The sequence below is a fragment of the Arthrobacter sp. Soc17.1.1.1 genome, from assembly GCF_036867195.1.
Taxonomy (GTDB): domain Bacteria; phylum Actinomycetota; class Actinomycetes; order Actinomycetales; family Micrococcaceae; genus Arthrobacter_D.
On record NZ_JBAJII010000002.1, the window covers coordinates 1 to 13,852 of the forward strand.

The 13,852-nt window shown below is 63.7% G+C and carries 16 protein-coding genes; 10 read left to right on the forward strand and 6 right to left on the reverse strand.

Annotated elements, in window-relative coordinates:
- Positions 1-17: 17 nt before the first annotated feature.
- The 9 genes from V6S67_RS17645 (at position 18) to V6S67_RS17685 (ending at position 5,163) form a co-directional block, all read left to right on the forward strand.
- Positions 18-665 (forward strand): vitamin K epoxide reductase family protein, encoded by a 648-nt coding sequence (locus tag V6S67_RS17645; RefSeq protein ID WP_442884909.1) that lies wholly within the window; start codon positions 18-20, stop codon positions 663-665.
- Positions 666-794: 129 nt separating this feature from the next.
- Positions 795-1,451: a TlpA family protein disulfide reductase gene (locus V6S67_RS17650; protein ID WP_442884895.1), complete on the forward strand. Its 657-nt coding sequence runs from the start codon at positions 795-797 to the stop codon at positions 1,449-1,451.
- 683 nt (positions 1,452-2,134) lie between these two features.
- The gene (locus tag V6S67_RS17655) at positions 2,135-2,572 is read left to right on the forward strand and encodes a hypothetical protein (RefSeq protein WP_334211641.1); all 438 of its coding nucleotides are present in this window, start codon (positions 2,135-2,137) and stop codon (positions 2,570-2,572) included.
- A gap of 103 nt (positions 2,573-2,675) precedes the next feature.
- Positions 2,676-2,972 carry a hypothetical protein gene (locus V6S67_RS17660; protein ID WP_334211642.1) on the forward strand — a complete coding sequence of 99 codons (297 nt, stop codon included), beginning with the start codon at positions 2,676-2,678 and terminating at the stop codon, positions 2,970-2,972.
- A gap of 114 nt (positions 2,973-3,086) precedes the next feature.
- Positions 3,087-3,341, forward strand: a complete 255-nt coding sequence (locus V6S67_RS17665) for a glutaredoxin family protein (RefSeq protein ID WP_334211643.1) — start codon at positions 3,087-3,089, stop codon at positions 3,339-3,341.
- A gap of 96 nt (positions 3,342-3,437) precedes the next feature.
- On the forward strand, positions 3,438-3,986 hold the full coding sequence (locus V6S67_RS17670) for a single-stranded DNA-binding protein (RefSeq protein WP_334211644.1): 549 nt from the start codon (positions 3,438-3,440) through the stop codon (positions 3,984-3,986).
- A gap of 121 nt (positions 3,987-4,107) precedes the next feature.
- Complete coding sequence (locus V6S67_RS17675) at positions 4,108-4,566, forward strand: hypothetical protein (protein ID WP_334211645.1); 459 nt, start codon at positions 4,108-4,110, stop codon at positions 4,564-4,566.
- 78 nt (positions 4,567-4,644) lie between these two features.
- Complete coding sequence (locus V6S67_RS17680; protein WP_334211646.1) at positions 4,645-4,905, forward strand: hypothetical protein; 261 nt, start codon at positions 4,645-4,647, stop codon at positions 4,903-4,905.
- The gene (locus V6S67_RS17685) at positions 4,906-5,163 is read left to right on the forward strand and encodes a ParB family protein (protein ID WP_334211647.1); all 258 of its coding nucleotides are present in this window, start codon (positions 4,906-4,908) and stop codon (positions 5,161-5,163) included. It begins immediately after the preceding gene.
- A 77-nt stretch (positions 5,164-5,240) separates the two neighbouring features.
- Here V6S67_RS17685 and V6S67_RS17690 read toward each other — a convergent pair whose 3' ends face one another.
- On the reverse strand, positions 5,241-5,447 hold the full coding sequence (locus V6S67_RS17690; RefSeq protein WP_334211648.1) for a hypothetical protein: 207 nt from the start codon (positions 5,445-5,447) through the stop codon (positions 5,241-5,243).
- A 689-nt stretch (positions 5,448-6,136) separates the two neighbouring features.
- Between V6S67_RS17690 and V6S67_RS17695 the strand changes: the two genes are divergently transcribed.
- Complete coding sequence (locus V6S67_RS17695; RefSeq protein ID WP_334211812.1) at positions 6,137-7,249, forward strand: IS110 family transposase; 1,113 nt, start codon at positions 6,137-6,139, stop codon at positions 7,247-7,249.
- Between the two features lie 164 nt (positions 7,250-7,413).
- Here V6S67_RS17695 and V6S67_RS17700 read toward each other — a convergent pair whose 3' ends face one another.
- The 5 genes from V6S67_RS17700 to V6S67_RS17720 form a co-directional block, all read right to left on the reverse strand.
- A complete protein-coding gene (locus V6S67_RS17700) occupies positions 7,414-8,238 on the reverse strand; it encodes a F510_1955 family glycosylhydrolase (protein WP_442884911.1) in 825 nt (274 codons plus the stop codon).
- 275 nt (positions 8,239-8,513) lie between these two features.
- Positions 8,514-9,194: a DUF305 domain-containing protein gene (locus tag V6S67_RS17705; protein ID WP_334211650.1), complete on the reverse strand. Its 681-nt coding sequence runs from the start codon at positions 9,192-9,194 to the stop codon at positions 8,514-8,516.
- Positions 9,195-10,158: 964 nt separating this feature from the next.
- Positions 10,159-12,369 carry a heavy metal translocating P-type ATPase gene (locus V6S67_RS17710; protein ID WP_442884897.1) on the reverse strand — a complete coding sequence of 737 codons (2,211 nt, stop codon included), beginning with the start codon at positions 12,367-12,369 and terminating at the stop codon, positions 10,159-10,161.
- Positions 12,370-12,425: 56 nt separating this feature from the next.
- The gene (locus tag V6S67_RS17715) at positions 12,426-12,761 is read right to left on the reverse strand and encodes a heavy-metal-associated domain-containing protein (protein ID WP_334211651.1); all 336 of its coding nucleotides are present in this window, start codon (positions 12,759-12,761) and stop codon (positions 12,426-12,428) included.
- Between the two features lie 472 nt (positions 12,762-13,233).
- Positions 13,234-13,827 (reverse strand): DUF305 domain-containing protein, encoded by a 594-nt coding sequence (locus V6S67_RS17720; RefSeq protein WP_334211652.1) that lies wholly within the window; start codon positions 13,825-13,827, stop codon positions 13,234-13,236.
- Positions 13,828-13,852 lie beyond the last annotated feature (25 nt).

Here is a 13,852-nt window from a genome sequence, read left to right on the forward strand (position 1 = left end):
TCACCGGTTCCGGCGACATGGGCAACGACATGGACAGCAACGCCCGTGGCGCAACCCCTGACCGCGGTGGTAGCTCGCTCACCATCCCAAGGTTCACAACTGCCCGGCCGTTCGGCCTGACCCTGCTCATCACAGGGATCATCGGTTGGGTTGCAGCCGGAATCCTCATCCTCGAGAAGCTCGAGCTCTACCGGAACCCGGACCACGTCACCAGCTGCGACATCAACCCATGGGTGTCCTGCGGTCAGGTCATGGAAACCTGGCAATCCGAGCTCTTCGGCTTCCCCAACCCCTTCATCGGGCTCGTCGGCTTCACGATCATCATCACCACCGGCATGGCTCTGCTCGCCGGCGCCCGGTTCGCCCACTGGTACTGGGCCGGCCTCCAGATAGGCGTCACACTCGGCGCTGTCTTCGCGACCTGGCTCTGGAGCCAGGCCCTGTTCGACATCTACATCCTCTGCCTCTACTGCATGATCGTCTGGGCAGCGATGATCCCTCTGGTCATCCTCACCACCGTCCGCAACATGGTTCACGGAGTCATCCCCGCACCCACCCCTGTGACCCGGTGGGTCGCTGACTGGGTAGGACCCATCATCGTCATCACCTACCTCGCCGTCGCCGCGTCCGTGTTCTTCCGGTTCATCCACGTCTTCATCGACTGATCTCTGCCGAACGACCTTTGTCCATGATCACTTCTCACCGGCCATCCTCAGCCACCGCAACACAGCCACAGCCACAGGACACCGGGTCGGGCGGATTTGCGATCACGGATGAGCGCGAAGGAGCTTCCCATGTATGACACACCCCGACCCAACCCGACTCCCTCCCGAATGAGTCATCGGTTCGGCGTATTGCTCGTCGCCGCGTCGCTCGCCCTCACCGGCTGCACCGCAACAGATTCCCTGGCTCAACAAGCCGAAGCAGGAGACAACAAGAACTACATCGCCGGCGACGGGTCCGTTGCCGAATACTCACCCGAGAACCGAGGCGACCCGGTCAGTCTGGAGGGCACGCTCTTCGATGGAACACTCATCAGTCAAGACGACTGGGCAGGTGAGGTCGTGGTTTTGAACTTCTGGTACGCAGCCTGCGCACCCTGCCGCACCGAAGCCCCCACACTGAACACTGTCCACGAGCAATTCAAAGACCAAGGAGTGCGCTTCTACGGCGTCAACGTACGCGATGAGAAAGCTACAGCCGAGGCATTCGAACGGAACTTCGAAGTCACGTACCCGAGCTTCGATGACCGGGACGGAGGCATTTTGCTGAATCTCACCCAGTACGTCCCTCCCCAAGCCGTACCCACAACCTTGATCCTGGACCGGCAAGGCAGGGTATCGGCGCGCATCCTCGGCTTGGCCGAAGAAACTACCCTCACGACCCTGATCGAAGACGTAGCGACATCGATCTCACCGCCTACCAGTTCCGAGACACGCAGTTCGTCCTGATTACCCTGCCCAACAAGACGCCGCATAGGCCCCGTCGAGCTTCCTCTGTGACACGAGCACGGAATATGAAGCCAGCGGCACGGCACCATCTGAGGGACGCGAAACACGAAGGAATTTGCCATTCGCCGCGGCAATCCCCACTACCGCCCCGCTCACGGTCACCGCGCGTGGACGGGGCCGATGAGTATTTGAGTATTTGAGTGTTCGACTAAAGGGCCGGAACCGATAGGTGTCGGCCCTTCGTCGTTGCGGGGGTTCTTGGCCGGCGGCCGCGGGTTGTTTCACCTGTAGTGCTTCCCTGCTCTCCGCCAGGGCTCCGAGCAGGGTAACGGTCCTTCGCTTCGCTCCGGCCTGATTGGGCTCGGGCACTCCTTCGTCGCACCCGACCCTGATCTGTCCACGACGTTTTTTGCTGCTGTCCTTCGGATTGTGCGCCCCCGCTCCACAGCGTCAACCGGCTCCGCCGGCATCGGGCACACCGATCCTGTCCGGCGCTCCTGCGTCGCTTATTTCCTCCCAGGATCGGCGCACCCTCGCACCTGCGGCGTTGAGCACTGCTCCGTCGGGGACGAGCGAGCGAGCTCGCCAGCAGGCAAAACACAACGGGGGAGAGGGGCCACTGCTGGTCACCAAGGCCTCCGACCCCACCACCTGCATCGATAAGGAGCAACACCGTGAACTCTATGAACACTGATACCGCAGTTCTGGTCAGCACCACCACGAAGGACACCGAGGAAATCATCACCGCCCCGGTCCTGCCGGTGGACGATCGCACCGGGGACGGGTACGACTGGCTCGATACCCTCACCGGCAGCCCGTGGAAGGTCATGGGCGCGTGGGGTACCGATGGATGGGACGCCGGGTCCTGGCCCTACGTCTTCTTCGCCACCGCCACCCACCGAGACGAGACCGGCACCCTGTACGGGTACGGGACCTACATCGAGGGCGACACCTACACGCACTGGTACCGCGCCGAGGACGCCTGCCACAAGGCGATCACCGCAGAGGTCTTCTGGTACTGGAAGCACGGACAGGCAGACGGGCCGGCCCACCTGCCCGCCACGGCCGAGGAGCTGGACGACGAGTTCACCAAGCCCTACGGATGCATCCACCGCTGCTAGGACTCGCTGACGAAGGCCGCACCCCGCCCCAGCGGGCCGGGTGCGGCCCCGGCCCTCGACCTCACCGGCCTCATCCCACTAGCCCGAAAGCAGGCACGCACTGATGCCCGAAATGCTGTTCTCCATGAACCGGACTATCACCCAGGCCGACTACGTCCGAATTGCCGTCGACGAAGACGCAATGCTCGCCTGGCTGCAGGAGAATCCCAAAGAGAACGACTGGATCCAGCCCGTCTACGACAAGGCCGACATATGCGCCGACGACGTCCGCCGCTACATCGAAGCCCACCCCGAGCTGCGCGACCACCGGCACTTCCACGAAGCAGCCGGAGAACCGCACGAGAGCTGGTCCCAGCTGGAAACCATCGGCCCAGCGGACGAAAACCAGGACCAAAGTTAGCTCGATTTATGCTGTAAAACTGCTGTTTTTCAGATGAATAAACGGTAGAATTAGTACCAGCAGCACAGCAGTCGACTCTCACTAAAACCCACACGTAACCAAGGACTGAGCGCCATGACCATCACCATCTTCGAGAAGCCCACCGGGTGCTTCGGATGTAAGAAGACGAAGGAACTGTTCGACGCCGCCGGCGTCCAGTTCAACACCGTGGACATCACCACCAACGACCAGGCCCTGGCCTACATCACCGACGAGCTCGGCTACAGCCAGGCACCCGTCGTGGTCTACGAAAAGGACGGCAGCGAGGACCACTGGTCCGGCCTGAACCCCACCAAGATCAACCAGGTCATCGCCCTCGACGGCAAGTAGCCCAGCTGCGCCAGACGCCCTCACTCATCTACTCAAATACTCATTCACTCATTCAATGACAACACCAGCACCCCATACGAAAGGCAGTTGAGCATCATGGCAGGAGAAACGATCATCACCGTCATCGGGAACCTCACCGCGGATCCCGAACTCCGCTTCACCCCCAGCGGGTCAGCGGTCGCGAACTTCACCATCGCGTCCACCCCGCGCACCTTCGACCGGCAGTCCAACGACTGGAAGGACGGGGAAACCCTGTTCCTGCGCTGCAACGTCTGGCGCGAATCGGCAGAGAATGTCGCCGAGACTCTGACCAAGGGAACCCGTGTCATCGCCCATGGCCGGTTGAAGTCCCGCAGCTACGACACCAAGGAAGGCGAGAAGCGCACCGTCATGGAACTCGAGGTCGACGAGGTCGGGCCGAGCCTGCGCTACGCCTCGGCGAAAGTCACCCGCGTCCAGCGCAGCGGATCCGGCGGCGCCGGTGGAGGTAACGCCCAGGGCGGGGGAGGGTTCCAGGGAGGAGCGCAGCCCGGCAACACATGGCAGCAGCAACCCGCGGAAGATCCATGGGGAGCCCCCGCAGCGGCTCCTGCCGGCGGCGCCGGTGGGTGGGGCAACGGGCCGGAGAGCGAGCCGCCGTTCTAGCCCGCAGCTTTGCACAGCATTGCGGGACAATCGTCGGTGGCCGGCCCTACGCTGGCCACCAACGCATCACGCTAATCACAGTGACCTGCCCTGTAGGGCGCCTAGTAGGAGAGAGAAACCCATGACCAGCACCCCCGAGACGCAAGCGCTCACGAACGAGCATCACTGCGGGCTGAGGTCGTGGGCGAAAGGCACCTACACGATCGAGGCAGCAACGGAATTGCTGATCCGGGCTCATGATGGCCGATTCGCCAAGCCGGGGCAGCCCTGGATCGGGATGGGCAGCCGCTGGCCCTATGTCGATTTCGAGGCGATCGAGGAGAACCTTGGAGGGCTTTCCGGTGGCGAACGCCGGTTCATGCTGCTGGTCGCTTCCCTCGGCGACGGGGGAGCGCTGGTCGACCTCGGCGACGTCATCCCGGGCCTGGACCGTGACGTGCTGGCCCTCGTGCTCGCCGCGATCGCCCATGCCGGCGGAAGCCACGAACACTCAGGGTTCGAGTTCACCGAAGACGGTATACCGACGTCCATCGTCCGCCTCGCCCGGCTCTACGACTGGCCTAACGGCAACATCATCTAAAGCCGCTGCGCGGCACTCCAGCACGCAGGCGGACGGCACGAAACCTAGGCGGTGCGCTGACACACTGGAAGGATGCTCATGGACTCGCCAACGAGCGGACGCGTCGCGGAATGCGCCGAGTGCGATCGGACATCCCCACTGACCACTACCGGGAACGGAACACCCAAGCTCTGGGCCCATGTCGCGGATGAGCAGATCACCCTTTGCCCGCTGCACAAGTTCCAGCCGCCAGCAGAGTGGAAAGACCTTATTCAGACTTACAGCAGGGCTGACCTCGAACAGCTGCGCGGTGACACCAAGCCACCGCCGGCGGGAGCCTTCGATGACGAGGAGCAGTAGGTGAGCAAGAGCAAACCGGCGTCTTTCACCCCGTACTTCGCGCAGGACGACGCCGACCAGGTGCGAGCTGCGTTCCTCGCCGCAGGACAGGCAGAGGGGTACCGGTCTGTGACAGACTTGATCGAAGCAGCTGTGATGCGTGAGGTGAAGCGCCTGCAGCGCAAGCACAACAACGGCAGGAAGTGGGAACCGGTAGCACCGGGAGCCCTCCGGCCAGGCCGACGGACTCTCGAGGAAGAGAAGAATCGGGCCCCATAGATTTCCTCGATGCAGGGGAATGCAAGAAAAGCAGTACGGAAGCGGGAGCTGGTGGTGCAGCCTCCCGCTTCCACCTTTTAACCCTCCAGTAGCCGGCGGCCGCCACCGTGAACGGTCGCCCGCTTAGCCTTCCGGGCCCTCACGTACTGAGTGACGGCGATGCCCAGCCCCGCACCGCAACCAGCCAGCACCCCTCCCAGGTTCAGATCGAAGACCAGCATGGCGATCAACAGGATGCCGACGATGAGGGCGAGCTGTACGAAGAGATTGGCGAGGTCACGCATGCAGCTCACCCTACGGTGAGCACGTTCCTGGCTGCCGCTGCGGCCCAGGGACAAACGATGCGGGGCCGGCGGCCGCGGGTGTGTCACCTGTAGTGCTTCCCTGGTCTCCGCTGGCGCTCCAACCAGGGAAACGGTCCTGCGCTTCGCTCCGGCCTGACAAGGCCCGGGCGCTCCTTCGTCGCACCCGACCCTGATGTTTTCTGCTGCTGTCCTTCGGATTATGCGCCCCCGCTCCACACCGTCAATCGCTGACGCGACGGGGCCGGCCATAAACCTCTACGGCGCTCCTGCGTCGCTTATTTCCTTCGAGGTTTCATAGCAGGCCCTGCCCTTCGGGTTGACAGTGCTCCGTCGGGGACGAGCGAGCGAGCTCGCCGGCAGGCAAAAAACAACTGTGAGTCTTGACGGTGGCTGGTCTGGGACTAGCTGGCAGTGTTGATGCCGGTCGTTCTGCCTGGCGCGTGACTCGAAAAAACAATTGCCCCGCCAGGGTGCATTTCCCCCGACTTGTCCGCGCTGGGTGGAGCGGCCGGCGTTGACCTGTCCCACGACGGTGGCTTGATTAGAAGCCTGCCCGGCCCCTGCGGCTGTGGCTCATCACAGTATTGCCTCGACGTGACTCCTCCCAGGTCAGTGCCGGTCGCGATGCGACCAGTCTTGCCCGCTCGAAAGGAAGGAGGGTGGCCGCATTGACTATCGTTGCGCAGACCCGCCCATTCGTCATCGGCGTGGACTGCCACGCCCGCACCCACACGTACGCCATCATTGAGGCCAGCACTAAGCAACGGGTCGCGTGCGAGCAGTTCCCGACCACGTCGGCAGGGCTTTCGCGCGCGCTTGCCTGGGTAGGCCGACGGACAGGCGGGGATATGTCCTGTCTATGGGCCGTTGAGGGTATCGGCTCTTATGGTGCACGCCTGGCCAGGGCAGTAGCCGACGCCGGCTACGACGTCGCCGAAGCTCCAAGGATGAACGCCCGAGGGCGCCGGGGGATCGGTAAATCCGATCCGCTGGACGCCACCGCCATCGGAACCGCAGTCCTCAGCTTGGAGGAGTCCCAGCTCCGCGCCCCGCGCCGGGATGAAGGAACCCGTGCCGGGCTTAGGATCCTGAGCGCGGCTCGGGATCAGTTGACACGCGAACGAACAGTAAACGTCAACGCACTCATCGCCTTACTCCGGGCACACGACCTGGGAATCGACGCTCGTAAACCGCTGGTTGCCGCCCAGATCGCCACAATCACCAGATGGCGGGAACGAGACGAGCCAATCGAGTTGCTGATCGCGCGTGAGGAAGCAGTCCGGTTGGCGCGCCGCGTTCTTGAAGTGACTACTCAGCTGACTGCAAACCAGAGGCGCATGACCGAACTGATCCAGCAAAGCCCAGCGGCGCCGCTGTTGGAGATGGTGGGCGCCGGTGCTGTCACTGTCGCCACCGTCCTGACAGCCTGGTCGCATCCAGGAAGGGTTCGCAGCGAAGCTGCCTTCGCCTCACTGGCAGGAGTGAATCCCTTGCCGGCTTCAAGCGGTAACACTGTCCGACACAGGCTCAACCGGGGCGGGGATAGGCGCCTCAACCGTGCCTTGCATACCATCACCATGACCCGGATGGTCCACGATCCCGGAACTCGGGACTACGTCGCCAAACGCACCCAAGAAGGGCGGAGCTACCGCGAGATCCGCAGATCCCTCAAGCGCTACATCGCCCGAATCCTCTACCGCCAACTCAACGCCCTTTACGCCACCGCGGAACCGGCCCCATCCCACGTTGCTGGGGCAGATGGTTCAGATGGTGTCCTTTAGCGGATCCGCTCATGCGCATCCTGACGCGGTATGTGAATTGCACTACCCATAAGACCTCCGTATGTGTCGCGTGCCGCTCATGGTAGGAAGCTCGAGGATTTTGATCTAGAGCGAGCAGCGGTTTGGATGATCAGAAGTGGTTGCCGACGTCCCAGCTGAGGCCTTCATCGCTGGAAGCCAAGGGGCTGGAAGGTCGCTCCGTTGTCACTGGAGACTTCGATTCCTTCGGCGGTCGCGACCCAGATGCGGTGTGTTTCGTCGTTGGTGTGCGCTGCGGCGATGGCCGCCGGTTCTCCTTCGACAGCACCGCGCTGTTCCCAGGTAAGGCCGGCATCTGAGCTGGCGTGAACTGTCCCGTCGGGGGTGACACCGATGGCAGTGTCGCCGGCGAAGGTCGTAAAAATCAGCAGGGGTGTGTCCGGCACGGTTTTCCAGGTCGCTCCGCTGTCCTCGGACCGGTAGAGGCCTTCTTCGGTGGTAGCGAGCACGGTCCCGCTGCTGGCTCCGGCCAGGTTGTAGGCGGGGACATTGTCTGCTGCGACGGTCCAGTGATGACCGTCTGGGCTGGTGATGATCCTGCCTTCATGGCCGATCAATCCGTCACTGGTCGCAGCGAGGGCGTGGAAGTCTGTTTCGCCTTGGCGGGACACGGGCTCCCAGGTGCGGCCGTCGTCGGTGCTCGTGATCAGACCGACGGGGTCGGGGAGGTCAGTGCCAGGTCCTGGATGTCCTGAGGCGTAAAGGGTTCCATCGCTGGTGGTGGTGAAGCCCATGAGGTCGATCGTGGGGCCGACCTGCTGGGCGGGGGACTGGGTGACGTCGAAGAGGCCGTCGTGTGTGGCTAGCAGGATGCGGTTGGTACCGGGATCCACGCTCATGCCGTGGATATGCCCGGACGGGTAGTCCGCCGCTGACGCGGACTCCGCTGGTGTACCCGCTGGTGTGTCCTGGGAGGTCGAGGCGGGGGTGGTGCAGGCGCTGAGCAGCACGGCGAGGGCGGTGATCGAGCCAAGGCGTGCGATGCGGTACAGAGACGAAGACAACAGGCAGTCCTTACAGGAAGCGTCGAAAAGACAGTCGATACAGGAACGGTCGCAGTAGCTGACCGGTGAACCGAGGAATCGGGGGAGTGGTCGAAACGGTGCCGGTGTGGAGGGAACGGGGCCCCCACACCGGCACCTGTCAGAGGGCAATCACATCCCTCGGACCCGGTCCTTGAGGGACCGGATCAAAGGGTGGATTGCGTGGTGTTGCTGGCCTGCGGTCAGAGGCCCGCGAGCAGCTCGTTCATCTCGTCGATTTCGGACTGCTGGGTGGCGACGATGGTTTCGGCCAGCTCGATCGCTTCGGGGTTCTCACCGTTGTCGATCTCGGTCTGAGCCATGCCGATCGCGCCCTCGTGGTGGGCTGTCATCGACTCCAGGAACATGCGGGACGCCTCAGTGCCTTCGGCAGATTCGAGGTCGGACATCTGCTCCTCGCTCATCATCCCCTCCATGGAATCGGAGTCAGATCCCATGTCGCCCATGGAGTGGCTTTCCATACCGCCTTCGGGCTGCATGGGCTCACCCCAGGCTTCCAGCCAACCGGTCATGGTCTCGATCTCGGGGCCCTGGGCGTCCTTGATCTTCGTCGCGAGGTCCGTAATTTCGGGGCTGATGCCGTCCTTGGCGAGCATCATGTCGCTCATCTCCACGGCCTGCTCGTGGTGGGGAATCATCATCTGCGCGAACATGACATCCGCGTCGTTGTGCTCCTCAGACACGGCATCAGCACTGGTGCTTGCAGACGCGTCGGCGGACGGGGACGTTTCAGCAGCGGCGCTCGAGGCAGGAGCAGCAGCCTCTGAGCTGGTGACACTAGTGGTGCCGGAGTCGGTGCCGCAGGCGGAGAGGGCGAAGGCTATCGCGAGGCTCAGGGCGGCAAGGGAAAGGTAACGCTTCATGATGGTCAGATCCTTCAAAGCTCGAAAAAGTGGTGTGCTGTCAGTCGCTCACCCCTGCCCGAACAGGGCCAAGGGGTAAGGCAGCGCCGGCTACGCCGTCAATCAACGTCGAGACGTCGAGGGCACGCGGGCATACGAGAGAGCTGGCCCTGCCACCGGTCATGCCGGAGTGCAGGCCGCGGATTCTACGTGCGACTGATGCAGAGTTGAGTCAGTGAAGGTGTGGGAGCTGGTCGGGATGCCCAGTACGCCACGGGTGGTCCGCGCCGGAACAGCGAGGACGTAAGGGCCCGTCCGGTCGGAGTGAGGAGCCAGGCGATACCGACCAGGACCATGGCCAGCACACACATACCCAATGCCATCTCGTTCGCGCAGCCCTCACCGCACCCTGCAAGCACTCCCTGATCGCTGTGATCACCGGCCAGCTGGGTCAGTGCGGGCAGCAACTGCGTCGCGGAATCAGCGTGGGTGTGGCTGGACGACACTGCTGAGGGCACTGTTGCGGAGGCAGGATGGATGTCGGTGGAGCTCACCGTCGTGTTGTTCAACGTCGGGGTGCCACCGCTGTGGTGAGTTGTGGCCCCATGTCCTCCCATCCATACGTGCATGGCGAGGATCCCGATGAGCACAGCGGCCAGACCGACGAATGAGAGCAGAGCAGAAAACAGGGAGGTCGGGGGTGTGCGGAGCAGTGCAAAAGGACGCGTTCCGGCGCTGATTCCCGTTCTCACTGCTTCCACCGTCCTTCCGCTTCCCTTGTTGCCATTGCTGTCGTTGCTGCGCCTCATGCGGCTTCCCGACGTTTCCGGCGATGTCGGGATGACCACTCGTCGCCAGTAGGTTCTGCCCTCGTGTCTTGGCATCCAGCGTAACCAGGTGCCGCTGCGAGCACCGAACCTGATCAAGGAACAGATCGTCGAGCAGGTTCGGTGCTCCGGTAAAACACCCACAGGCGGCGGTGATTTCAGTGGGTGCTGATCCGTTCCGGGTCGAGGTCGATCCGGCGAAGCAGTTGCGCGTTCAAAGCGACGACGATCGTGGAGACACTCATGAGGACCGCGCCGGCGGCGGGGGAGAGCAGGATGCCGGCGAACGCCAGGACGCCTGCGGCCAGGGGGACGGCCAGCACGTTGTACCCGGTGGCCCAGATCAGGTTCTGAATCATCTTGCGGTAACTCGCCCTGGACAGGTCGATCAGCGCCAGCACAGCCCTGGGGTCGTTCCCGGCGAGGACGACGCCGGCGGATTCCATCGCCACGTCCGTTCCCGCGCCGATCGCGATGCCGACCTCGGCCCGGGCGAGGGCTGGGGCGTCGTTCACGCCGTCGCCGACCATCGCGACCTTCAATCCGCGGGATTGCAGTTCGGTGACCTTGGAGTCCTTGTCCTGCGGCAGGACGTCGGCGAACACTTCGTCGATGCCCAGTTCCGCGCCGACGGTATCAGCGACCTGGCGTGCGTCCCCGGTGATCATCGCGACCTTCACCCCACGGGCCTGCAGGGCCTTCACCGCGGCCCGGGATTCTTCCCGCACCTTGTCCTCGAGCCGGACTGCACCGATCACGGCACCGTCGCGGATGACGTGCAGCACGGACGCGCCACGGCCCACCCATTCCTGCACCGTTCCATCAATGTCTGCAGGGGTAGTGAGTCCCAGTTCCTTGAGCATGTTCGGTCCGCCCACGGCGACATCATGGCCGTGGACGGTGGCGCGGACACCGCGCCCGGTCATGGACGCGAAACCCGTACCCGTGTAACCAAGGTCTGCAGCATCCGGGTTGGATCGTGCGGCGGTGACGATGGCCCGGGCGACCGGGTGCTCGCTGTCGGCCTCCGCGGCCCCCGCCAGGGCCAGGAGCTCGGCCTCTGCGACGCCGGTGATGGTGGTGGTCGCGGTGACGGCGTGCTGGCCCTCGGTGAGGGTCCCGGTCTTATCGAACAGGACAACGTCGATGGTGCGCATGCGTTCCAGGGCGATGCGGTTCTTGATCAGCACCCCGGCCTTCGCGGCACGCTCGGTGGAGATCGCGATCACCAGGGGGATCGCCAAGCCGAGCGCGTGCGGGCAGGCGATGACCAGCACCGTGACCGTCCGGACCACCGCGTCATCCGGGCTGCCCAGGAGCATCCACGCGATGAAGGTCAGGATCCCGGCGCCGAGGGCGAAGTAGAACAGCAGGGCAGCGGCCCGGTCCGCGAGAGCTTGCGCCCTCGAGGAGGAGGCCTGCGCCTCGGCGACCAGCCGCTGGATCCCGGCCAGGGTCGTCTCCGACCCGACGGCGTTCACCCGCACGCGGACCGCGTTATCGACCGCTACCGTGCCGGCGACGACGGTCTCCCCGATCGTGCGGGAAACGGTTCGGGACTCGCCGGTGATCATCGACTCGTCGAACTCGGCCATCCCGTCGATGATTTGCCCGTCGGCGGGAACCCGAGCGCCGGAGCGCACGAGTACGACATCGCCAACCACCAAGGCGCTGACGGGCACGGTTTCGACACCGGAGGCGGTGACCTTGTCGGCCTCGTCGGGCAGCAGGGCTGCCAGGGCGTCCAGGGCCCCGGCGGCGGAACCGAGGGCCCGCATCTCCATCCAGTGGCCCAGGAGCATGATGACGACTAGGAGGGCGAGCTCCCACCAGAAGTCCAGGTCGAACCCGCCGATGCCGAGGGTCGTGATCCAGGAGGCGATGAACGCGACGCTGATGGCCATCGCGATCAGCAGCATCATGCCGGGCTGCCGGGACTTCAGCTCCGTCAGCCCTCCCTTCAGGAACGGGGCGCCACCGTAGACGAAAATGACCGTGCCGAGGATCGGGGCGATCAGGGTGGAGCCCGGGAACTCCGGCGGTATGTACCCGAGGAGCATGGTGAACATGTGGCTGAAGGCGACCACGGGAACCGCGAGGATCAGGTTGATCCAGAAGCGGTTCTTGAACATCGCGGTCGAGTGCCCGGCATGCTCCCCGTGGGAATGGACCTGATGATCCTCATCCATGCCATGACCCGCCCCGTGACCCTTGTGGCCCGCGTGATGGCTGGAGTCAGGATGTTGATCGGGATGTTCCTGAGTGGAGATCGCCGAGTGGGCGTGCTGGTCGGGCATGGCCTGGCCGTGCGTTGATTCCTGTTCGGCCGCGTGATGATGCTGGTTGTTGATGTTCTGGTTCTTGCTCATGATGACTCTTCCTTTGGCCCCCCTTGAAGGGGGGACCCGTGCCTCTGCCGGTCGGCTTAGGCGGTCGTGAGCTGGTAGCCGGCCTTCTCGACGGCGTCCTGAACGGACGACGCCTCAAGGGGCTGGTTGCTGGTGACACTGACGGTCGATACGCCGCCAGGAACGAGAGCAATCTGGACATTCTCCACGCCGTTCAAGGCGCCGATGGCGCTGCTGACACGGCCGGCGCAGGAACCACAGGTCAGGCCGGTCACCGCGTAGTCGGCAGACACGGTGCCTTCGGTTGCCGGTTGCGCTGCAGTGACCTGCTGGGGTGCGCAGCACCCACACGACCCTCCTGCAGGGGAGTTCACATCGGAGTTTTGGGTTCCGCTGATGTCGGTGAGGTTCATCGGGGTCCTGACAGTGTCAGTCATGGTGATCTCCTGCAATTGGTGAACAGCGAAGTGTTGAGGTAGCCGCAGCGAGGAACGGGGGAACCTTCGGTGAGGCCCCGGTTCCATCGAGCGGTGCAGTTGACCTGTACGGCGTACGTCCCGGGGAGGGGAGACAACCTTCTGAGGTGCTATTGAACTTATACCCCCGGGGGGTATTGGTCAAGGTGTAGTACTTCACACTCAAGGCGCCTGTCAGCGAGGGATTCTGGGCGCGTGGAAAGAAGGTTTCGCAGCACAGGAGGCGCTCTGGGAGCGCCCCTGCGGCTCCCCCGCCGTCATCGGTTGCCCCCAGCGGCGTCGGCGCGGCTCTGGCGGCCTCGGCCTACGGTCAGCTCGGCTTGGTCGAACAAGCGGAACCCGGCGGAACTGCCTTCGTAGTGGGCGGGGCACCCCCGCAGGGGCACCCCGACCATTGGCAGGAGGCCATTCACTCCGATGCGTATCGGTCCAGGATCGACTGCATCTGGGCGATTTCTTCCTGCTGTGTTTCCACGATCGCCTCACACAACTCCGTGATTTCCGGGTCCGTGATGTTGGATTCCTGGCACACCAGGATCGCGCGGGAGTGGTGCGGGATCATCGACTTCAGGAACTGTTCGTTCCCGACGAAGGTTTCTGTCCGCCCGAGGGCGAACACCCCGACGAAGAGCACAGCGAATCCGACCAGCATGGCGATGTTTGCTTTGGTGTTCTTGAACATTGACCACATGCCCACGACCATAACGATCGCCATCGCCCCCACCATGAGCAACGCCATCCAGAAGTTACTCAGGTTGAAGTAGAAGTGATCGATTGACCGGACCATGGACATCGACAGCGTCCACATCAGCCCGAGACTGACTAACAAGATGATCCCGAACTTCACATACATCCGGGCAGACCCGTGACCGGTGTGGTCCTTTTCTCCACTGGCAGCTTCGCCCCTACCGGTGGGTCGTTCCTGGTGATGGGGTTCGGTGTGCTTCTGCTTGCGTCCGGAGGCTCCTGCGCGGTGGCCGGACGTGTTCTCTGCTGAGTTCACGAAGTGCTCCTCGAAGTCGCGGGGG